We start from the raw sequence: 20,571 nt of genomic DNA, 5'->3' as shown, positions 1-20,571 counted from the left end.
TCGAGCCTTATCTGCTCTGTGACAGGGACTTCATGAAGGGACATCGCACACTAGAGGCGCCAAGGCTGCTGGGTATCATCTGGCCCTTCATCGCCGTTGTAGTCTTCCAGGTCCTGTTGGGCAGCTTCAGCCTGTACGCGCTGTCGGCTGTGCGTGCCTATGTCGCTGGCGAAAGCCTGTGGTCCAAGGCACAGAAAGACGCCATCTATTACCTGAACCTGTATGCCGATACTGGCGATGAACGCACCTACCAGCGCTATCGTCAGGTCATCACTGTGCCCCACGGTGATCGGCAGATGCGTGAGGTGCTCGACCTGCCTGATCCAGACCTTGATGTCGCGCGCCAGGCCGTTTTGCAAGGTGGCAATCACCCCGACGACGTCGACCGTATCATCTGGTTCTACCGCAATTTCAGCCAGATCAGCTATGTGCAGGCGGCGATCGCCTACTGGAATGTCGGTGACGATTACCTCAAGCAACTGGATGTGCTGGCCAACGAGATGCGCGAGGGTTTTGCCAGCGGCCAGGCCGGCCCGCGCCAGGTCAGCCAATGGCGCGCCCGCATCGTCGCCATCAACGAAGGCGTGACCCCGGCAGCCAAAGCCTTCAGCGATGCCCTGGGCGAGGGCTCGCGCATGCTGTTGCGCGTGCTGTTGGTCACCAACCTGCTCACCGCGCTGTTCCTCATCACCTTTGCCTGGCGCCGTTCGAGCAAGCTGCTGGCCCAGCGCCAGGCCTTCGCCAGCGCCCTGCAGGAAGAAAAGGAACGCGCGCAGATTACCCTGCAGGCGATCGGCGATGCTGTGATCACCACCGATGTCGATGGCAGCATCGGCTACATGAACCCGGCGGCCGAGCAACTCACCCATTGGCAGGCAGGCCAGGCCGTGGGCCTGCCGTTGACAGCACTGTTCAGCCTGGTGGACGAGCAGGCCCAGAACGACAGCAGCACCTTGCTCGAACAGGTGCTCAGCGGCAGCCTCAAAGGGGGTGCCGAACATGCACGGTTGATCCAGCGCCTGGATGGCAGCACGGTTTCGATCAACCTGGTGGGTTCGCCCATCATCAACAACGGGCAGGTGGCGGGCATCGTCCTGGTGCTGCATGACATGACCCAGGAGCGCCAATACATCGCCAACCTGTCCTGGCAGGCTACCCATGACGCCCTGACCGGCCTGGCCAACCGCCGTGAATTCGAGTACCGCCTGGAGCAGGCACTGAACGACCTGGTGCGCCAGGGTGGGCGGCATTCGCTGATGTTCCTTGACCTCGACCAGTTCAAGCTGGTCAACGATACCTGTGGGCATGCCACCGGTGATGAATTGCTGCGGCACATCTGCGCCGTGCTGCAATCGGTGCTGCGCGAAGGCGACACCCTGGCCCGGCTGGGGGGCGATGAGTTTGGCGTGCTGCTGGAAAACTGCCCGGGCGAACAGGCCGAGCGCATTGCCGAAAGCCTGCGCCAGGCGGTGCAAAGCCTGCACTTCGTATGGAAAGGCAGGCCGTTCGTCACCACCGTGAGTATCGGCCTGGTGCACATGGCGCAAGCCCCGGCCACGCTGGAAGCCTCCCTGCGGGCAGCCGACATGGCGTGCTACATGGCCAAGGAGAAGGGCCGCAACCGCATCCAGGTCTACCATGCCGATGACAGTGAACTGTCGATGCGGTTTGGTGAAATGGCCTGGATACAGCGCCTGCACGTCGCTCTGGAGGAGAACCGCTTCTGCCTGTATGCCCAGGAAATCGCCGCACTCACCGCGCTTGAAGGGCCAGGGCATGTCGAGATTCTGTTGCGCCTGCAAGACGAAAGCGGCCGCACCATCCTGCCTGACAGCTTCATCCCGGCGGCCGAGCGCTATGGCCTGATGACCGCGATCGACCGCTGGGTGGTGCGCAATGTGTTCCAGGTCATTCGCCAGTGCCTGGATGAGGGGCGCGAGGGCCCGCTGTCGATGTGTGCCATCAACCTGTCGGGGTCGAGTATCGGTGACGACAAGTTCCTGGAGTACCTGCGGCGCCTGTTCGTCGAATATTCGATTCCGCCACGGCTGATCTGCTTCGAGATCACCGAGACCAGTGCCATTGCCAACCTCGGCAGTGCCATCCGGTTCATCAATGAATTGAAAGGGCTGGGTTGCAAGTTCTCGCTGGATGACTTTTGTGCCGGAATGTCGTCATTCGCTTATTTGAAACATTTACCTGTCGACTTCTTGAAGATCGACGGAAGTTTTGTCAAAGATATGCTGGATGATCCGGTCAACCGGGCCATGGTCGAAGTCATCAATCACATCGGCCACGTCATGGGTAAACGGACCATTGCCGAGTTCGTTGAAACTCCGTTGATCGAGCAGGCCTTGCAAGAGATCGGCGTGGACTACGCCCAGGGCTATCTGATCGAACGACCGCAGGTATTCACTTGCGACAGTCTGCAGCGCCAACGGATTGCTGCACGGCCCCTGCTGCATCGGGCGCCTGGAACCTTTCGCTGAAGTAGCGTTGGTAAATCACAGGGATCAAGGAGCTGAAAAGTGATTGATGCATTCGTCCGTATCGGGCCTTTGATGGACCCGGCCAGTTACCCCCAATGGGCCCAGCAACTGATCGAAGATTGCCGCCCGGGCAAGCGTCGGGTGGTGGAGCATGAGTTCTACCAGCGCCTGCGCGATGGCCAGTTGCGCCAAGCCACCATACGCCAGTACCTGATCGGTGGCTGGCCGGTGGTCGAGCAGTTTTCGTTGTACATGGCCCACAACCTGACCAAGACCCGCTATGCCCGCCATCCGGGCGAAGACATGGCGCGGCGCTGGCTGATGCGCAATATCCGCGTGGAGCTCCACCATGCCGATTACTGGGTGCACTGGTGCCATGCCCATGGCATTCACCTGCACGAGCTGCAGTCCCAGGAAGTGCCCGCCGAGCTCAATGGCCTCAATGACTGGTGCTGGCGAGTGTGTACCACCGAGTCGCTGGCCATTGCCATGGCGGCTACCAACTATGCCATTGAAGGGGCGACGGGGGAGTGGTCGGCGGTGGTCTGTGCTGAAGACACCTACGCCATGGGCTTCCCGGAGGGCCAGCGCAAGCGCGCCATGAAGTGGTTGAAGATGCATGCGCAGTATGACGATGCGCACCCGTGGGAGGCGCTGGAGATCATCTGTACCCTGGCTGGCGAAAACCCGACCTTGGGGTTGCGCAACGAACTGCGCAAGGCGATCTGCAAAAGTTATGACTGCATGTACCTGTTCCTGGAGCGGTGCATGCAGCTGGAGGGCCGCCAGCAAGGGCGCATGCGCCCGACCTTGGCTGCTGGCTGAATGTCTGGGGCTGCTTTGCAGCCCTTTCGCGACACAAGGCCGCTCCTACAGATTTGATGCCGGATTCAACGGTACCGCTATCCTGTAGGAGCGGCCTCGTGTCGCGAAGGGCCGCAAAGCGGCCCCATCGGTTTCAAGCCCTACTGAGCGTTAAAGGCCTGCCCGTTCACCCCGATACTGTCCGGCCCCATCAGGTACAGGTACACCGGCATGATCTCTTCAGGCAGTGGATTGTTCTGCGGGTTCTCGCTCGGGTAGGCCTGGGCCCGCATCGCCGTACGGGTAGCCCCCGGGTTGATACCTACGCCATGGGCTTCCCGGAGGACCAGCGCAAGCGCGCCATGAAGTGGTTGAAGATGCATGCGCAGTATGACGATGCGCACCCGTGGGAGGCGCTGGAGATCATCTGTACGCTGGCTGGCGAAAACCCGACCTTGGGGTTGCGCAATGAGCTGCGCAAGGCGATCTGCAAAAGTTATGACTGCATGTACCTGTTCCTGGAACGGTGCATGCAGCTGGAGGGCCGCCAGCAAGGGCGCATGCGCCCGACCTTGGCTGCGGGCTGAATGCTTGGGGCTGCTTTGCAGCCCTTTCGCGACACAAGGCCGCTCCTACAGATTTGATGCCGGATTCAACGGCACCGCTGTAGGAGCGGCCTTGTGTCGCGAAGGGCCGCAAAGCGGCCCCATCGGTTTCAAGCCCTACTGAGCGTTAAAGGCCTGCCCATTCACGCCGGTACTGTCCGGCCCCATCAGGTACAGGTACACCGGCATGATCTCTTCAGGCAGCGGGTTGTTCTGCGGGTTCTCGCTCGGGTAGGCCTGGGCCCGCATCGCCGTGCGGGTAGCCCCGGGGTTGATGCTGTTGGAGCGCACCGGTGCCACACCTTCCAGCTCGTCTGCCAAGGTCTGCATCAGGCCTTCGGTAGCGAATTTGGACACGCCATAAGCGCCCCAGTAAGCCCGCCCCTTGCGCCCGACGCTGCTGGAGGTGAACACCACCGAGGCGTCCTCCGACAGCTTGAGCAGCGGCAGCAGGGTGCTGGTGAGCATGAACGTGGCATCGACGTTGATGTGCATCACCCGCATGAAGTTGTCGCCCGAGAGCTGCTCCAGCGGCGTGCGCGGGCCGATGATCGAGGCATTGTTGAGCAGCCCGTCCAGGCGGCCGAACTGTTCCTCGACCATCACCGCCAGTTCGTCGTACTGGTGGGGCAGGGCGGTTTCCAGGTTGAACGGGATCACCACCGGCTGCGGGTGGCCGGCGGCCTCGATTTCATCGTAGACCTCGTTCAGGTTGGCTTCGGTCTTGCCCAGCAGCAGCACAGTGGCGCCCAAGGCGGCATAAGCCTTGGCGGCCGCTGCACCGATGCCACGGCCAGCGCCGGTGACCATGATGACGCGGCCCTTGAGCAGGTCGGGGCGGGCGGTATAGTCGAACATGCGTTTGTCCTTGAGTTGAAGCTTGCAGCTTGCCGCTAAAAGATCAGCACCCGCACAGGGCGCTGTCGAGCACCTTGCGCAGTTCCAGCGGGTGGTCCACCACCACGTCGGCGCCCCAGTTGTTCGGGTTGTCTTCTGGGTGAATATAGCCGTAGCGCACGGCCGCCGTGCGCGTGCCGGCATCGCGGCCAGACTCGATGTCGCGCAGGTCGTCGCCGACGAACAGCACGCTGGCCGGGTCCAGGTTCAAGGTCTTGCAGGCCAGGATCAGCGGCTCCGGGTCGGGCTTGCTGTTTTTCACGTGATCCGGGCAGATCAGCAGTGCCGAACGCTCGGCCAGGCCCAGGCGCTGCATGATCGGCTCGGCGAAGCGGACCGGCTTGTTGGTCACCACGCCCCACAGCAGGTTGCCCCGCTCGATATCGGCCAGCAGTTCGCCCATGCCGTCGAACAGCTTGCTGTGCACCGCGCAGTCACGCTGGTAGCGCTCGAGGAACTCCAGGCGCAGGGCCTCGAAACCTTCATCCTGCGGGCTCATGGCGAAGGTCGCGGCGACCATCGCCCGCGCGCCGCCGGAAATCACATCGCGGATCAGCTTGTCGTCGATGGCCGGCAGGCCGCGCTCGGCGAGCATGGCCTGGCAAATGGCGATGAAGTCCGGCGCCGTGTCGAGCAGGGTGCCGTCCATGTCAAAAAGTACCGCTCGCAAACGCATGCTCATTCCTCGCGCAGGGTCTGGATCATGTAGTTGACGTCCACATCGCTGCTGAGCTTGTAGTGCTTGGTCAACGGGTTGTAGGTCAGGCCGATGATGTCCTTGACCTCAAGGCCGGCCACGCGGCTCCAGGCACCCAGCTCGGAGGGGCGGATGAACTTCTTGAAGTCGTGGGTACCGCGCGGCAGCATCTTGAGGATGTATTCGGCGCCGATGATGGCCAGCAGGTAGGCCTTGGGGTTGCGGTTGATGGTCGAGAAGAACACCTGGCCACCCGGCTTGACCATGCGGTAGCAGGCGCGGATGACCGAGGACGGGTCGGGCACGTGCTCGAGCATTTCAAGGCAGGTGACCACATCGAACTGCTCGGGCATCTCTTCAGCCAGGGCCTCGGCGGTGATTTGCCGGTACTCCACCTCCACGCCCGACTCCAGCTGGTGCAGCTGGGCCACGGCCAATGGCGCTTCGCCCATGTCGATGCCGGTGACGGTGGCGCCGCGCAAGGCCATGGCTTCGCTGAGGATGCCGCCGCCGCAGCCGACGTCCAGCACCTTCTTGCCAGCCAGGCTGACGCGCTCGTCGATCCAGTTGACGCGCAGCGGATTGATGTCGTGCAGCGGCTTGAACTCGCTCTCGCGGTCCCACCAGCGGTGCGCCAAGGCTTCAAACTTGGCGATTTCGGCGTGGTCGACGTTGCTCATTGAACAGTCCTCTGAAACTTCTACGAATTGCGCCGGAGTATACCCGAGCGCCCAAGGCTGTTGGTCGCTATAATCGTCCGCTTTTGATATGCGAAAGTCAGGGAGAGGTGATGCGCGAGCGACTTATGGCGGCGGAGAAGGTGACCGGTATCCGGTGGCACCACGGCGCCTTGCACCTGCTCGACCAGCGCCTGCTGCCTTCGCAAGAACGCTGGCTGGCCTGCGACAATGTTGCGCAGGTGGCGGCGGCGATCCGCGACATGGCTGTGCGGGGTGCGGCGGCCATCGGCATCGCTGCCGCCTATGGCCTGGTGCTGGCCCTGGAAGAGCGCCTGGCCGAGGGCGGCGACTGGGAAATGGACCTGGAAGAGGATTTTCTCAGCCTGGCCGAGGCGCGGCCTACCGCCGCCAACCTGTTCTGGGCGCTCAACCGCATGCGTGAGCGCCTGCAGCGCCTGCGCCCAGGCGAGGATGTGCTGGCCGCGCTGGAGGCCGAGGCCGTGGCCATTCACGAAAGCGACCGTGAGGCCAACCTGACCATGGCCCAGCAGGGCATCGAGCTGATCCGCCGCCACCAGGGCAGCGAGCAGGCCCTGCTGACCTACGGCAACGCCGGTGCCCTGGCCAGTGGCGGTTTCGGTACGGCGTTGGGGGTGATCCGCGCAGGCTTTCTCGAAGGCATGGTCGAGCGCGTCTATGCCGGCGAAACCCGGCCCTGGCTGCAGGGTTCGCGCCTGACCGCCTGGGAGCTGGCCAATGAAGGCATTCCGGTGACCCTGTGCGCCGATTCGGCGCTGGCCCACCTGATGAAAAGCAAGGGCATCACCTGGGTGGTGGTCGGCGCTGATTGCATTGCCGCCAACGGCGACGTGGCGAGCAAGATCGGCACTTACCAGCTGGCAGTGAGCGCCATGCACCATGGCGTGCGGTTCATGGTGGTGGCGCCCAGCACCAGCATCGACCTCAACCTGGCCACAGGTGAAGACATCCCGCTGGAAGAGCGTGATGCCGACGAATTGCTGGATTACGCCGGCACCCGCGTGGCACCGCAGGTGGAGGTGTTCAATCCGGTGTTCGACGTGACCCCGGCTGACCTGATCGATGTGATCGTGACTGAGAAGGGCGTCGTTGAACGGCCGGATACCGCCAAATTGGCACAATTGATGTGCCGCAAACGCCTGCATTGACCGTTTGGGGTGGGGTGGGAGAGGGAGTGTGGGAGGCCGAGCGCCGGTAATCCGGCATCGGCGCCAATCACGTCAACAATTCCCACAAAACCCCCTTCCACCCCCTGCGCCATATCTCCCCACCGCTACTGCCTTTGTGATAACATCCGGCAGTTTCCAAGACCGCCCATGACGGCGGCCTTCATTGCGCAGATCCATGGCACAACTCATTGATTTGTCGTAAGTCGTCGCACCCTTATGCGCTGCGGCGGCGAGCTTCGTTCGGCCCTTGATGGAGCTGCGAAGTTTCACCAGAAAAAGGAATCAGGCTTCTCATGGGCGAACTGGCCAAAGAAATCCTCCCGGTCAATATCGAAGACGAACTGAGACAGTCTTACCTCGACTACGCGATGAGCGTGATTGTCGGGCGAGCGCTGCCCGATGCACGTGACGGCTTGAAGCCCGTGCATCGTCGCGTTCTCTTTGCGATGAGCGAACTGGGCAACGACTGGAACAAGCCGTACAAGAAATCCGCCCGTGTGGTCGGTGACGTGATCGGTAAGTACCACCCGCACGGCGACACTGCGGTCTACGACACCATCGTGCGTATGGCCCAGCCATTCTCGCTGCGCTACCTGCTGGTCGACGGCCAGGGCAACTTCGGTTCGGTCGACGGCGACAACGCCGCGGCGATGCGATACACCGAAGTGCGCATGGCCAAGCTGGCCCACGAGCTGCTGGCCGACCTGCACAAGGAAACCGTCGACTGGGTGCCCAACTACGACGGCACCGAGCAGATCCCGGCGGTCATGCCCACCCGCATCCCCAACCTGCTGGTCAACGGTTCCAGCGGTATCGCCGTGGGCATGGCGACCAACATTCCGCCGCACAACCTCGGTGAAGTCATCGACGGCTGCCTGGCGCTGATCGACAACCCGGAAGTCACCGTCGACGAGCTGATGCAGTTCATCCCCGGCCCCGACTTCCCGACTGCCGGCATCATCAACGGCCGCCAAGGCATCATCGAGGCGTACCGTACCGGCCGTGGCCGCATCTACATGCGTGCGCGCTCCGAGATCGAAGACATCGACAAGGTCGGTGGCCGCCAGCAGATCGTCGTCACCGAGCTGCCGTACCAGCTGAACAAGGCGCGCCTGATCGAGAAGATCGCCGAGCTGGTCAAAGACAAGAAGATCGAAGGCATCACCGAGCTGCGCGACGAGTCCGACAAGGACGGCATGCGCATCGTCATCGAGCTGCGCCGCGGCGAGGTGCCGGAGGTGGTGCTCAACAACCTCTATCAGCAAACCCAGCTGCAGAGCGTGTTCGGCATCAACGTGGTGGCACTGATCGACGGCCGCCCGCGCGTGCTCAACCTCAAGGACCTGCTCGAAGCGTTCGTCCGTCACCGCCGTGAAGTGGTCACGCGCCGTACCGTGTTCGAGCTGCGCAAGGCCCGTGAGCGTGGCCATATCCTTGAAGGCCAGGCGGTCGCGCTGTCCAACATCGACCCAGTCATCGCACTGATCAAGGCCTCGCCGACGCCGTCCGAAGCCCGGGAAGCGCTGATTGCCACTGCCTGGGAATCCAGTGCCGTGCAGGTCATGGTCGAGCGCGCCGGCGCCGATTCCTGCCGCCCTGAAGACCTGCCCGAGCAATACGGCCTGCGCGATGGCAAGTACTACCTGTCGCCGGAACAGGCCCAGGCGATCCTCGACCTGCGCCTGCACCGCCTGACCGGCCTCGAGCACGAGAAGCTGCTGGCCGAGTACCAGGAAATTCTCGAGCAGATCGGCGAACTGATCCGCATCCTCAGCAGCGCCGAGCGCCTGATGGAAGTGATCCGCGAAGAACTCGAAGCGATCCGCGCCGAATACGGCGATGCGCGCCGCACCGAGATTCTCAACGCCAGCCACGACCTCAACTACGGCGACATGATCCCGGAAGAAGAGCGCGTGGTGACCATCTCCCACGGTGGCTATGCCAAGACCCAGCCGTTGTCCGCTTACCAGGCCCAGCGCCGTGGCGGCAAAGGCAAGTCGGCGACCGGCGTGAAGGACGAGGACTACATCGAGCACCTGCTGGTCGCCAACAGCCACGCCACCCTGCTGCTGTTCTCCAGCAAGGGCAAGGTGTACTGGAAGAAGACCTACGAGATCCCTGAGGCATCCCGCGCCGCGCGTGGTCGCCCGCTGGTCAACCTGCTGCCGCTGGAGGAGGGTGAGCGCATCACCGCCATGCTGCAGATCGACCTCGAGGCCCTGCAGCAGAGCGCCGACCCGGATGAAGAGCTGGAAGACGGCGACGAGGGCGTGATCGAAGGCGAAGTGGTCGAGGCTGAAGAAATCGACGAAGAAGAGGGCGACACCCCTGAGTGGGTGGCCGAGCCGACTGGCGCGTACATCTTCATGGCCACCGCTTCCGGTACCGTCAAGAAAACGCCGCTGGTGCAGTTCGCCCGTCCGCGCTCCAATGGCCTGATCGCCTTGAAGCTGAAGGAAGGCGACACCCTGATTGCCGCGGCAATCACCGACGGCGCCAAGGAAGTCATGATGTTCTCCGACGCCGGCAAGGTGATCCGCTTCGCCGAGAGCGTGGTGCGCGAAATGGGCCGTACCGCCCGTGGTGTGCGCGGCATGAAGCTGGGCAAGGGGCAGCAGATCATCTCGATGCTGATCCCGGAGTCTGGTGCGCAGATCCTTACCGCGTCCGAGCGTGGCTTCGGCAAGCGTACCCCGCTGTCCAAGTTCCCGCGCCGCGGCCGTGGTGGCCAGGGCGTGATCGCCATGGGCACCAAGGGGCGCAATGGCCTGCTGATCGGTGCTATCCAGGTGCAGGAAGGTGAAGAGATCATGCTGATCTCCGACCAGGGCACGCTGGTGCGCACACGGGTTGGCGAGGTATCCAGCCTGAGCCGTAACACCCAGGGCGTAACCCTGATCAAGCTGGCTGCAGACGAAACGCTGGTAGGCCTGGAGCGTATCCAGGAGCCTTCCGAGGAAGAGCTCGACGAACTGGTCGGGGCGGACGAGGAGGGCGTGGAGCTCGATGCGCCGGAAGCGGCGGACGATGACAATGCGGGCGCCGAAGAGGCACCGCAAGAGTAAGCAAGCGCAACAACCCGAACGGGGCGACCAAGGTCGCCCCGTTTGACTGATTACAGCAGGCAACAGCAGGACCTGCCTTTTTTTGGGGCGGCCTTGTGTGGTGAAAGGGTCGCCTGGCGGTCCCAGGGTTAAGCAGCGCAACAACTATCGCGGGGGCTGCTGCGCAGCCCTTTCGCGACACGAGGCCGCTCCTACAGGGGTGCGCGGCCTGCAACAAACGATTTTGTTCTATTTGGCAGAGCGAGAGTGGATGTGAGCAAACGAGCCTTTAACTTCTGCGCAGGCCCTGCCGCGCTTCCTGAAGCTGTCCTGCAGCGCGCCCAGGCCGAAATGCTGGACTGGCATGGCAAGGGCTTGTCAGTGATGGAAATGAGCCATCGCAGCGACGATTACGTGGCCATTGCCGAAAAGGCCGAGCAGGACCTGCGTGACCTGCTGTCCGTCCCCTCCAACTACAAAGTCCTGTTCCTGCAGGGCGGCGCCAGCCAGCAGTTCGCCGAGATCCCGCTGAACCTGCTGCCGGAGAACGGCACTGCCGACTACGTCGAAACCGGCATCTGGTCGAAAAAGGCCATCGAAGAAGCGCGCCGTTTCGGCAACGTCAACGTCGCCGCCAGCGCCAAGCCATACGACTACCTGGCCATCCCTGGCCAGAACGAGTGGCAACTGACCAAGAACGCAGCGTACGTCCACTACGCCTCCAACGAGACCATCGGCGGCCTGCAGTTCGACTGGGTGCCGCAAACCGGTGACGTTCCGCTGGTGGTCGACATGTCCTCCGACATCCTCTCGCGCCCGATCGACGTGTCGCAGTACGGCCTGATCTACGCCGGCGCGCAGAAGAACATCGGCCCGAGCGGCCTGGTGGTGGTGATCGTTCGCGAAGACCTGCTGGGCCACGCCCGCAGCAGCTGCCCGACCATGCTCGACTACAAGGTCTCGGCCGACAACGGTTCGATGTACAACACCCCTGCCACCTATTCCTGGTACCTCTCGGGCCTGGTTTTCGAGTGGCTCAAGGAGCAGGGTGGCGTCGACGCCATGGAACAGCGCAACCGCGCCAAGAAGGACCGCCTGTACGGCTTCATCGACGCCAGCGAGTTCTACACCAACCCGATCAGCCACAACGCCCGTTCGTGGATGAACGTGCCGTTCCGCCTGGCCGATGAGCGCCTGGACAAGGCCTTCCTGGCCGGCGCCGATGCCCGTGGCCTGCTCAACCTCAAGGGCCACCGCTCGGTGGGCGGCATGCGCGCTTCGATCTACAACGCCCTGGGCCTGGACGCTGTCGAGGCGCTGGTGGCCTACATGGCCGAATTCGAGAAGGAGCACGGCTGATGTCCGAACATGAGCTCAAGGCGCTGCGCGTGCGCATCGACAGCCTCGACGAGAAAATCCTCGAGCTGATCAGCGACCGCGCCCGTTGCGCCCAGGAAGTGGCCAAGGTCAAGACCGCCTCGCTGGCCGAAGGCGAGCAGCCGGTGTTCTACCGCCCTGAGCGTGAAGCTGCCGTGCTCAAGCGCGTGATGGAGCGCAACAAGGGGCCGCTGGGCAACGAAGAGATGGCGCGGTTGTTCCGCGAGATCATGTCGTCCTGCCTGGCCCTGGAAGAGCCGCTGAAAATCGCCTACCTGGGGCCTGAAGGCACCTTCACCCAGGCCGCGGCCATGAAACACTTCGGCCACGCCGTGATCAGCCGCCCGATGGCAGCCATCGACGAAGTGTTCCGCGAAGTGGCGGCCGGCGCTGTCAATTTCGGCGTGGTGCCGGTGGAAAACTCCACCGAGGGTGCGGTCAGCCACACCCTGGACAGCTTCCTCGAGCACGACATGGTGATCTGCGGCGAAGTCGAGCTGCGCATTCACCATCACCTGCTGGTGGGCGAAAGCACCAAGACTGACAGCATCACCCGCATCTACTCGCATGCCCAGTCGCTGGCCCAGTGCCGCAAATGGCTGGACGCGCACTACCCGAACGTGGAGCGCGTGGCGGTGTCGAGCAATGCCGAGGCGGCCAAGCGGGTCAAGGGCGAGTGGAATTCGGCGGCGATCGCCGGCGACATGGCCGCCAACCTGTACGGGTTGACCCGCCTGGCCGAGAAGATCGAAGACCGCCCGGACAACTCCACGCGCTTCTTGATGATCGGCAACCAGGAAGTGCCGCCGACCGGCGACGACAAGACCTCGATCATCGTTTCGATGAGCAACAAGCCAGGTGCCCTGCACGAACTGCTGGTGCCGTTCCACGACAACGGCATCGACCTGACCCGCATCGAGACCCGCCCGTCGCGCAGTGGCAAGTGGACCTACGTGTTCTTCATCGACTTCGTAGGCCACCACCGCGACCCGCTGATCAAGGCCGTGCTGGAGAAGATCAGCCAAGAGGCTGTGGCGCTGAAGGTACTGGGCTCGTATCCAAAGGCGGTGCTTTGATTCAAGGTTGTTGGGGGCGCTTTGCGCCCCATCGCGACGCAAGGCCGCTCCTACAGGCGTCTGCAATCCCTTGTAGGAGCGGCCTTGTGTCGCGATGGGCTGCAAAGCAGCCCCCTGCGGTCCCAAAGACTGTCCTGATTTCTGAACAGGGTTCGTACCAGTGGTAAATGCAGCAAACAACAACCCCGCACCGCTCATCGGCCGCCTCGTCGTCGTAGGCCTGGGCCTGATCGGCGGCTCCTTCGCCAAAGGCCTGCGTGAAAGCGGCCTGTGCCGCGAAGTGGTCGGCGTCGACCTGGATGCCCCTTCACGCAAGCAGGCTGTGGCCCTGGGTGTGGTCGACCGCTGCGAAGAAGACCTCGCTGCCGCCTGTGTCGGCGCCGACGTCATCCAGCTGGCGGTACCGATCCTGGCCATGGAAAAGCTCCTGGCGCGCCTGGCGCAACTGGACCTGGGCAGCGCCGTCATCACCGATGTCGGCAGCGCCAAAGGCAATGTGGTGCGTGCTGCGCGTGAGGTGTTCGGCGACCGCCTGCGCCACTTCGTGCCCGGCCACCCCATCGCCGGCTCCGAGCAGAGCGGGGTAGAGGCCTCCAACGCCACCCTGTTCCGCCGCCACAAGGTCATCCTCACGCCGCTGCCCGAAACCGACCCCGCCGCCCTGGCCCTGGTCGACCGCCTGTGGCGTGCGCTGGAGGCCGACGTGGAGCACATGCCAGTCGAGCGCCACGACGAAGTACTGGCCGCCACCAGCCACCTGCCGCACTTGCTGGCGTTCGGCCTGGTCGATTCATTGGCCAAGCGCAATGAAAACCTTGAGATCTTCCGGTACGCTGCCGGTGGTTTCCGCGATTTCACCAGAATCGCCGGCAGCGATCCGACCATGTGGCATGACATCTTCCTCGCCAACCGCGAGGCTGTCCTGCGCACCCTGGACACTTTTCGCAGCGACCTCGACGCCTTGCGCGACGCGGTCGATGCAGGGGACGGGCACCAGTTGCTGGGTGTATTCACCCGCGCTCGGGTTGCCCGCGAGCATTTCAGTAAAATCTTGGCCCGCCGGGCCTATGTGGACGCTATGAACGCCAACGATCTGATTTTCCTGGCCCAACCGGGTGGCCGCCTGACCGGGCGAATCCGCGTACCGGGCGACAAGTCGATTTCCCACCGTTCGATCATGCTCGGCTCCCTGGCCGAAGGCACGACCGAAGTCGAAGGCTTCCTCGAAGGTGAGGACGCCCTGGCGACCCTTCAGGCTTTCCGTGACATGGGGGTGGTCATCGAAGGCCCGAACCACGGTCGCGTGACCATCCACGGTGTCGGCCTGCACGGCCTCAAGCCACCGCCCGGGCCGATCTACGTGGGCAACTCCGGCACCTCCATGCGCCTGCTCTCGGGCCTGCTGGCCGGCCAGTCGTTCGACGTGACCATGACCGGCGATGCCTCGCTGTCCAAGCGCCCGATGAACCGCGTGGCCAACCCGCTGCGCGAAATGGGCGCGGTGGTCGAAACCGGCCCGGACGGCCGCCCACCACTGACCATTCGCGGTGGCCACACGCTCAAGGCGCTGACCTACACGCTGCCGATGGCCAGTGCCCAGGTCAAATCCTGCCTGCTGCTGGCCGGCCTGTACGCCGAAGGCAAAACCACCGTTACCGAGCCTGCGCCCACCCGTGACCACACCGAGCGCATGCTGCGCGGCTTCGGCTATGCGGTGGAGTCCAACGGCCCGGTGGCTTCGCTGCAGTCCGGCGGCAAGCTCACTGCCACCCGCATCGAAGTGCCCGCAGACATCTCCTCGGCTGCGTTCTTCCTGGTGGCAGCATCCATTGCCCAGGGCTCGGAGCTGGTGCTCGAACATGTCGGCATCAACCCGACCCGCACCGGTGTCATCGACATCCTGCGCCTGATGGGCGGCGACATCACCCTGGAAAACCAGCGTGAAGTCGGCGGCGAACCAGTGGCCGACCTGCGTGTGCGCGGTGCCAAGCTCAAGGGTATCGATATCCCTGAGCACCTGGTGCCGCTGGCCATTGACGAATTCCCGGTGCTGTTCGTGGCCGCTGCCTGTGCCGAAGGGCGTACCGTGCTGCGTGGCGCGGAAGAGCTGCGGGTGAAAGAGTCCGACCGTATCCAGGTAATGGCCGACGGCCTGATCGCCCTGGGCGTGAAGTGCGAGCCAACCCCCGACGGCATCATCATCGACGGCGGCCAGATTGGCGGTGGCGAAGTGCATGGCCACGGCGACCACCGTATCGCCATGGCCTTCAGCGTTGCCTCGCTGCGCGCCAGCGCGCCAATCCGTATCCATGATTGCGCCAACGTCGCCACCTCGTTCCCCAACTTCCTCGCGCTGTGCGCCGAAGTGGGTATTCGCGTGGCAGAAGAGGGCAAGTCGTGAATTTACAAGCGCCGGTCATCACCATCGATGGCCCGAGCGGCTCGGGCAAGGGCACCGTCGCAGGCCTGTTGGCGCGCGAACTGGGCTGGCGGCTGCTGGATTCCGGCGCGCTTTACCGCCTGCTGGCGTTCAACGCCAGCAACCACGGTGTCGACCTGACCAACGAAGAACTGCTCAAGGCCCTGGCCGCCCATCTGGATGTGCAGTTCATCGCCGCCGAGCCGGGTAAGCTGCAACAGATCATTCTCGAAGGTGAGGACGTCAGCAATGTCATCCGCACCGAGACGGTCGGTGCCGGGGCGTCCATGGTGGCGTCCCTGCCGGCAGTGCGCGAAGCCCTGCTGCAGCGCCAGCGCGCTTTCCGCGAAGCGCCGGGCCTGATCGCCGATGGCCGCGACATGGGCACCGTGGTGTTCCCGGACGCGCCGCTCAAGGTGTTTTTGACCGCCAGTGCCGAGGAGCGTGCCCGTCGCCGCTACCTGCAGTTGAAGGGCAAAGGCGAAGATGTTAGTCTGTCGAGTCTGCTAGATGAGATTCGTGCGCGCGATGAGCGCGACACCCAGCGCGCAGTGGCCCCGCTCAAGCCGGCGGCCGATGCCATTCAGCTGGACTCCACGGAGCTGTCCATCGAGCAGGTGCTGCACCGTATCAGGAGCGAGCTCGCCCAGCGCGACTTGGTCTGATCGTCAGGAAAGCAGGCAGGGGCACCAGTCAACGTCCTGCCCGCTTTCCTTTACTTAACGAAACCCACATTGTCTGGAGTGTGGCGATGGGCGTCTGTTTCGCCCGAATCTACAGGAATTAAAATGAGCGAAAGCTTTGCAGAACTCTTTGAAGAAAGCCTGAAAACCCTCAATCTTCAGCCGGGTGCGATCATCTCCGGTATCGTTGTCGACATCGACGGCGACTGGGTTACCGTACACGCTGGCCTGAAGTCCGAGGGCGTCATCCCGCTCGAGCAGTTCTACAACGAAGCTGGCGAGCTGACCATCAAGGTCGGTGACGAAGTTCACGTTGCGCTGGACGCGGTCGAAGACGGCTTTGGCGAAACCAAACTGTCCCGTGAAAAAGCCAAGCGCGCCGAGTGCTGGATTGTTCTGGAAGCAGCTTTCGCCGCCGAAGAAGTGGTCAAGGGCGTTATCAACGGTAAGGTTAAGGGCGGCTTCACTGTCGACGTTAACGGCATCCGTGCGTTCCTGCCGGGCTCCCTGGTTGATGTCCGCCCTGTGCGCGACACCACCCACCTGGAAGGCAAAGAGCTGGAATTCAAGGTCATCAAGCTGGACCAGAAGCGCAACAACGTTGTCGTTTCCCGTCGCAGCGTGCTGGAAGCCGAGAACTCCGCCGAGCGCGAAGCCCTGCTGGAAACCCTGCAGGAAGGCCAGCAAGTCAAAGGTATCGTCAAGAACCTCACCGACTACGGCGCATTCGTGGACCTGGGCGGCATCGACGGCCTGCTGCACATCACCGACATGGCCTGGAAGCGCATCAAGCATCCTTCCGAAATCGTTAACGTTGGCGACGAAGTCGACGTACGCGTTCTGAAGTTCGACCGTGAGCGCAACCGCGTTTCGCTGGGTCTGAAGCAGATGGGCGAAGATCCGTGGGTTGCTATCACTGCGCGTTACCCAGAAGGTACCCGCGTACAGGCTCGCGTTACCAACCTGACCGACTACGGCTGCTTCGCTGAGCTGGAAGAAGGCGTTGAAGGCCTGGTACACGTTTCCGAAATGGACTGGACCAACAAGAACATCCACCCGTCGAAAGTCGTTCAGGTTGGCGACGAAGTGGAAGTCATGGTTCTGGACATCGACGAAGAGCGTCGTCGTATCTCCCTGGGCATCAAGCAGTGCAAGTCCAACCCATGGGAAGACTTCTCCGGCCAGTTCAACAAGGGTGACAAGATCACCGGTACCATCAAGTCGATCACCGACTTCGGTATCTTCATCGGCCTGGACGGCGGCATCGACGGCCTGGTTCACCTGTCCGACATCTCCTGGAACGAAACCGGCGAAGAAGCCGTACGTCGTTTCAAGAAGGGCGACGAGCTGGAAACCGTCATCCTGTCGGTTGACCCAGAGCGCGAGCGCATCTCCCTGGGCATCAAGCAGCTGGAAGACGATCCGTTCTCCAACTTCGTTGCTGTCAACGACAAGGGCGCTATCGTCAAGGGCATCGTGAAAGAAGTTGACGCCAAAGGCGCCATCGTCACCCTGGCCGACGACATCGAAGCCACTCTGAAAGCTTCCGAAATCAGCCGTGACCGCGTTGAAGATGCGCGTAACGTTCTGAAGGAAGGCGAAGAGATCGAAGCCAAGATCATCAGCGTTGACCGCAAGTCGCGCGTGATCAGCCTGTCGATCAAGTCGAAAGACGACGCTGAAGAGCGTGAAGCCATCCAGAGCCTGAAAAACGCTCCGGAAGCGGCTGCCGATACCACCATGGCTGCGCTGCTGCGCGAAGCAATGGCCAAGCAGAACTAAGTTCTGTTTGATCGGTGTAAAAAAGGGTGGCCTTCGGGCCACCCTTTTTTTATGCCCAAAATCTCCCCAAGCCTAACGCTATACCCTGTAGGAGCCGGCTTGCCGGCGATGGCCTGCAGAGCAGGCCCAACCGCGTCTAAACCGCCGCGCAAAGCATCGCCAATGCATCATAACCAAGCTCTTTACGGCCAGCATAAAAAAGCCTGCCCTCCAGGCCACCCTTTCTCCCCTCCAAAAAATTACCCCAGCCAAACGCGATCCCCGGCGGATCAACTGTCTCACCAATTTCTAAAAGTTAACGCAGCTCCTTGTCAGAGCCACTGTCTTGCTCAACTTCTAAAAGCTGGCACGATCCCTGTGGGAGCCGGCTTGCCGGCGATGGCCTGCAAAGCAGGCCCAACCGAGTCTGCACCTGCGCGCAAAGCATTGGCCAATCCATAGCCAAGCTCTGTATGCCCAGCATAAATGCCTACCCTCCAGCCCACCCTTTCCAGCCCCAAAAATCCCCCCAGCCTAACGCCATCCCCTGTAGAACCCGGCTCGCCCACGATCCCCCACAAAGCTCCCCCAGCCTTATTTCCCAACACTCCATTCTTGAATTTTTTTATTAAGTCAAGAACCACCCTGTTCAAATCCCTCCCAGCGTGCTACAAACTGATTAAGCAATGATCTAGCTGCTTGATAACGAAGGGAAAAATATGACGAAGTCGGAGCTGATCGAACGTATTGTCACCCATCAAGGGCTGCTCTCGTCCAAGGATGTGGAGCTGGCCATCAAGACCATGCTTGAACAGATGTCCCAATGCCTAGCCACCGGAGATCGCATCGAGATCCGCGGCTTTGGCAGCTTCTCTTTGCACTATCGCGCTCCACGCGTAGGTCGCAACCCCAAGACCGGCCAGTCGGTCGAACTGGAAGGCAAGTTCGTTCCGCACTTCAAGCCCGGCAAAGAGCTGCGTGATCGCGTCAATGAAGAAGAGCACGAGCACCCCTGACCGATGAAGGAGCCAGTCTGATGCGTAACCTCAAGCGCGCCCTGGCGGCGTTGTTCGTGCTGCTGCTGGCAGCGGTGGTGTTGTTCTTCGTGCTGGAGAACCAGCAGGCCGTGGCGCTCGTGCTGTTCGGCTGGTCGGCGCCCGAGTTACCGGTTGCGGTACCGGTGCTGGCGGCCCTGGTAGTAGGCCTGGCGATTGGCCCGCTGTTGGGCGCCTATGGCGTACAGCGCAGCAAACGCAAGATTCGCGCCTCGGCCAGGCAGGCAGCGCTGGAAGGTAAGTAAGGAAAATTCCCACCTTTTTTAGGAAAGGCTCGCCTGTGCACGCGACGGTGTAAGTGAAGTAATACCCGCTTCATTATTCCGGCCCAAACGAGCGTGCAGCAGTATGGAATTCCCCACCCTTTCCCATCACGGTGGCACCCGCGGTGTAACCGGTTCTTGTCACCAGCTTCACATCGACTCAGCCACCAGCCTGCTCGTGGATTGCGGCCTGGAGCAGGGCGCCGACGCCGCCCCGGGTTCAGCCAGCGCATCACTCGGTTTTGATATCCAGGGTATACAAGCCCTGGTGATCACCCACGTACACCTCGACCATGTCGGCCGCATCCCCGCGCTGCTGGCGGCCGGCTTTCGCGGTCCGATCCTCTGCAGCGAACCCTCGGCAAAGCTGTTGCCACTGGTACTGGAAGATGCCTACAGGCTGACCATCAGCAGCGAGCCCGCACAAGTGGCGCGTTACCTCGAGCTAATCGGCGGCCTGGTTGTGTCGATGCCCTTCGGTCAGTGGCACTCGGTGGTAAACAAGCCCGGCCTCAGGTGCCAGCTGCGCCTGCAACGCGCCGGCCACCTGCTTGGCTCCGCCTATGTAGAGTGCGATGTAGACGTGGCCGAGCAAAACCACCGCATCGTTTTCTCCGGCGACCTCGGCCCCGAAGGCAACCCGCTGCTACGCCCACTGCAGCCACCCGAGCGTGCAGACTTGCTGGTGCTGGAAAGTACCTACGGCGACCGCCTGCACCCCGACCGCAGCATGCGCGAGCAGCAGCTGGAACAGGTTATTGACCGCGCACTGCAGGACCGCGGCACCATCCTGATTCCCGCGTTCAGCCTGGGCCGCACGCAAGAGTTGCTGTGCGAGCTCGAGGCCATTCTCCACCGCAAGGCACTGCTCGGTGACCCGGCCGTGGTGCCTGGCGATGGCACGTTCGCCTGGTCGCAGCTGCCAATCATTCTCGACTCACCCTTGGCTCAGCGCATTACCACCGTCTACCGCCAGCTGCATGACTACTGGAATGACGAAGCCAAGGCGCGGATGAGCGAGGGGCGTGACCCGCTTGGGTTCAACCAGCTGGTGTGCGTCGATACCCATGCCCGCCACCAGCAGGTGGTCAATTACCTGAAAAGCACCGGGCGCCCGGCGATTGTGATTGCCGGTAATGGCATGTGCTCGGGTGGGCGGATCGTCAACTACCTCAAGGCGATGCTTGGTGATCCACGGCATGAGGTGATGTTTGTCGGGTATCAGGCCAGGGGGGCACCAGGGGCTGCCATTCAGCGCGAAGCGGGTGCGGAAGGGGCTGTGCAGGTTGAGTTGGATGGGGCTGTATATGAGGTGCGGGCTAAGGTGACGACGTTGGGCGGGTATTCAGGCCATGCGGACCAGGCCGGGTTGGTGAGGTTTGCTATGGCGTGCGCGGCGCGGCGGGTGGTGCTGGTGCATGGGGAGAGGCGGGCGAAGCTATCCCTCGCGAGAGCGCTGCTAAATCGATTTCCTGCAGGTGGTTACCTAAGGGTCCATATTCCTTAGGGTGCG

At 62.5% G+C, this 20,571-nt stretch carries 15 protein-coding genes and 2 pseudogenes; 13 read left to right on the top strand and 4 right to left on the bottom strand.

Annotation, left to right across the window (positions count from 1 at the left end; genetic code table 11):
* Positions 1 to 32: 32 nt before the first annotated feature.
* Positions 33 to 2,489: an EAL domain-containing protein gene (locus tag IWW33_RS04705; RefSeq protein ID WP_196914246.1), complete on the top strand. Its 2,457-nt coding sequence runs from the start codon at positions 33 to 35 to the stop codon at positions 2,487 to 2,489.
* Between the two features lie 39 nt (positions 2,490 to 2,528).
* The gene (locus IWW33_RS04700; RefSeq protein WP_174142150.1) at positions 2,529 to 3,314 is read left to right on the top strand and encodes an iron-containing redox enzyme family protein; all 786 of its coding nucleotides are present in this window, start codon (positions 2,529 to 2,531) and stop codon (positions 3,312 to 3,314) included.
* A gap of 140 nt (positions 3,315 to 3,454) precedes the next feature.
* On the opposite strand, the pseudogene IWW33_RS04695 reads toward IWW33_RS04700, so the two are convergent.
* A pseudogene (locus tag IWW33_RS04695) lies at positions 3,455 to 3,613 on the bottom strand (YciK family oxidoreductase); the annotation flags it as partial.
* Positions 3,614 to 3,628: 15 nt separating this feature from the next.
* On the opposite strand from IWW33_RS04695, the pseudogene IWW33_RS04690 reads away from it, so the two are divergent.
* Positions 3,629 to 3,880, top strand: a pseudogene (locus IWW33_RS04690) (TenA family transcriptional regulator); the annotation flags it as partial.
* A gap of 135 nt (positions 3,881 to 4,015) precedes the next feature.
* Here the strand turns inward: IWW33_RS04690 and IWW33_RS04685 are convergent.
* Genes IWW33_RS04685 through ubiG form a run of 3 tightly spaced genes read right to left on the bottom strand, consistent with a single transcriptional unit; the run spans position 4,016 to position 6,172 of the window.
* Positions 4,016 to 4,756, bottom strand: coding sequence for a YciK family oxidoreductase (locus IWW33_RS04685; protein ID WP_046787383.1), 741 nt, complete (start codon positions 4,754 to 4,756; stop codon positions 4,016 to 4,018).
* A 43-nt stretch (positions 4,757 to 4,799) separates the two neighbouring features.
* On the bottom strand, positions 4,800 to 5,471 hold the full coding sequence (mupP, locus tag IWW33_RS04680; protein WP_012313283.1) for an N-acetylmuramic acid 6-phosphate phosphatase MupP: 672 nt from the start codon (positions 5,469 to 5,471) through the stop codon (positions 4,800 to 4,802).
* Positions 5,472 to 5,473: 2 nt separating this feature from the next.
* Positions 5,474 to 6,172, bottom strand: a complete 699-nt coding sequence (gene ubiG / locus IWW33_RS04675; RefSeq protein WP_046787382.1) for a bifunctional 2-polyprenyl-6-hydroxyphenol methylase/3-demethylubiquinol 3-O-methyltransferase UbiG — start codon at positions 6,170 to 6,172, stop codon at positions 5,474 to 5,476.
* Positions 6,173 to 6,282: 110 nt separating this feature from the next.
* On the opposite strand from ubiG, the gene mtnA reads away from it, so the two are divergent.
* The 10 genes from mtnA (at position 6,283) to IWW33_RS04625 (ending at position 20,565) form a co-directional block, all read left to right on the top strand.
* Positions 6,283 to 7,359, top strand: coding sequence for an S-methyl-5-thioribose-1-phosphate isomerase (mtnA, locus tag IWW33_RS04670; protein WP_039602966.1), 1,077 nt, complete (start codon positions 6,283 to 6,285; stop codon positions 7,357 to 7,359).
* A 314-nt stretch (positions 7,360 to 7,673) separates the two neighbouring features.
* Positions 7,674 to 10,445 carry a DNA gyrase subunit A gene (gyrA, locus tag IWW33_RS04665; RefSeq protein ID WP_012313286.1) on the top strand — a complete coding sequence of 924 codons (2,772 nt, stop codon included), beginning with the start codon at positions 7,674 to 7,676 and terminating at the stop codon, positions 10,443 to 10,445.
* Positions 10,446 to 10,697: 252 nt separating this feature from the next.
* On the top strand, positions 10,698 to 11,783 hold the full coding sequence (gene serC / locus IWW33_RS04660) for a 3-phosphoserine/phosphohydroxythreonine transaminase (RefSeq protein WP_039604670.1): 1,086 nt from the start codon (positions 10,698 to 10,700) through the stop codon (positions 11,781 to 11,783).
* On the top strand, positions 11,783 to 12,877 hold the full coding sequence (gene pheA / locus IWW33_RS04655; protein ID WP_039604669.1) for a prephenate dehydratase: 1,095 nt from the start codon (positions 11,783 to 11,785) through the stop codon (positions 12,875 to 12,877). The genes serC and pheA overlap by 1 nt, the downstream gene beginning before the upstream one ends.
* A 160-nt stretch (positions 12,878 to 13,037) precedes the next feature.
* A complete protein-coding gene (locus tag IWW33_RS04650) occupies positions 13,038 to 15,278 on the top strand; it encodes a bifunctional prephenate dehydrogenase/3-phosphoshikimate 1-carboxyvinyltransferase (RefSeq protein WP_196914245.1) in 2,241 nt (746 codons plus the stop codon).
* Positions 15,275 to 15,961, top strand: a complete 687-nt coding sequence (gene cmk, locus IWW33_RS04645; RefSeq protein WP_046787379.1) for a (d)CMP kinase — start codon at positions 15,275 to 15,277, stop codon at positions 15,959 to 15,961. Before IWW33_RS04650 ends, cmk begins: the two co-directional genes overlap by 4 nt.
* Before the next feature lie 123 nt (positions 15,962 to 16,084).
* Positions 16,085 to 17,761 carry a 30S ribosomal protein S1 gene (gene rpsA, locus IWW33_RS04640; RefSeq protein ID WP_012313291.1) on the top strand — a complete coding sequence of 559 codons (1,677 nt, stop codon included), beginning with the start codon at positions 16,085 to 16,087 and terminating at the stop codon, positions 17,759 to 17,761.
* Between the two features lie 698 nt (positions 17,762 to 18,459).
* Positions 18,460 to 18,756, top strand: coding sequence for an integration host factor subunit beta (gene ihfB, locus IWW33_RS04635; protein ID WP_012313292.1), 297 nt, complete (start codon positions 18,460 to 18,462; stop codon positions 18,754 to 18,756).
* A 20-nt stretch (positions 18,757 to 18,776) separates the two neighbouring features.
* A complete protein-coding gene (locus tag IWW33_RS04630) occupies positions 18,777 to 19,040 on the top strand; it encodes a lipopolysaccharide assembly protein LapA domain-containing protein (protein WP_039601301.1) in 264 nt (87 codons plus the stop codon).
* A 103-nt stretch (positions 19,041 to 19,143) separates the two neighbouring features.
* Positions 19,144 to 20,565 carry an MBL fold metallo-hydrolase gene (locus IWW33_RS04625; RefSeq protein ID WP_196914244.1) on the top strand — a complete coding sequence of 474 codons (1,422 nt, stop codon included), beginning with the start codon at positions 19,144 to 19,146 and terminating at the stop codon, positions 20,563 to 20,565.
* Positions 20,566 to 20,571 lie beyond the last annotated feature (6 nt).

It is taken from the genome of Pseudomonas sp. M2, from assembly GCF_015751845.1.
GTDB classification, from domain to species: Bacteria; Pseudomonadota; Gammaproteobacteria; order Pseudomonadales; family Pseudomonadaceae; genus Aquipseudomonas; species Aquipseudomonas putida_E.
This window is presented reverse-complemented; position numbering and strand designations above follow the sequence as displayed.

Bases quoted from the DNA above. Each gene is read 5' to 3' on its own strand.
- IWW33_RS04705 (WP_196914246.1), top strand. From the start codon at position 33: ATGAAGGGACATCGCACACTAGAGGCGCCAAGGCTGCTGGGTATCATC.
- IWW33_RS04685 (WP_046787383.1), bottom strand. From the start codon at position 4,756: ATGTTCGACTATACCGCCCGCCCCGACCTGCTCAAGGGCCGCGTCATC.
- mupP (WP_012313283.1), bottom strand. From the start codon at position 5,471: ATGCGTTTGCGAGCGGTACTTTTTGACATGGACGGCACCCTGCTCGAC.
- ubiG (WP_046787382.1), bottom strand. From the start codon at position 6,172: ATGAGCAACGTCGACCACGCCGAAATCGCCAAGTTTGAAGCCTTGGCG.
- mtnA (WP_039602966.1), top strand. From the start codon at position 6,283: ATGCGCGAGCGACTTATGGCGGCGGAGAAGGTGACCGGTATCCGGTGG.
- gyrA (WP_012313286.1), top strand. From the start codon at position 7,674: ATGGGCGAACTGGCCAAAGAAATCCTCCCGGTCAATATCGAAGACGAA.
- pheA (WP_039604669.1), top strand. From the start codon at position 11,783: ATGTCCGAACATGAGCTCAAGGCGCTGCGCGTGCGCATCGACAGCCTC.
- rpsA (WP_012313291.1), top strand. From the start codon at position 16,085: ATGAGCGAAAGCTTTGCAGAACTCTTTGAAGAAAGCCTGAAAACCCTC.
- ihfB (WP_012313292.1), top strand. From the start codon at position 18,460: ATGACGAAGTCGGAGCTGATCGAACGTATTGTCACCCATCAAGGGCTG.
- IWW33_RS04630 (WP_039601301.1), top strand. From the start codon at position 18,777: ATGCGTAACCTCAAGCGCGCCCTGGCGGCGTTGTTCGTGCTGCTGCTG.
- IWW33_RS04625 (WP_196914244.1), top strand. From the start codon at position 19,144: ATGGAATTCCCCACCCTTTCCCATCACGGTGGCACCCGCGGTGTAACC.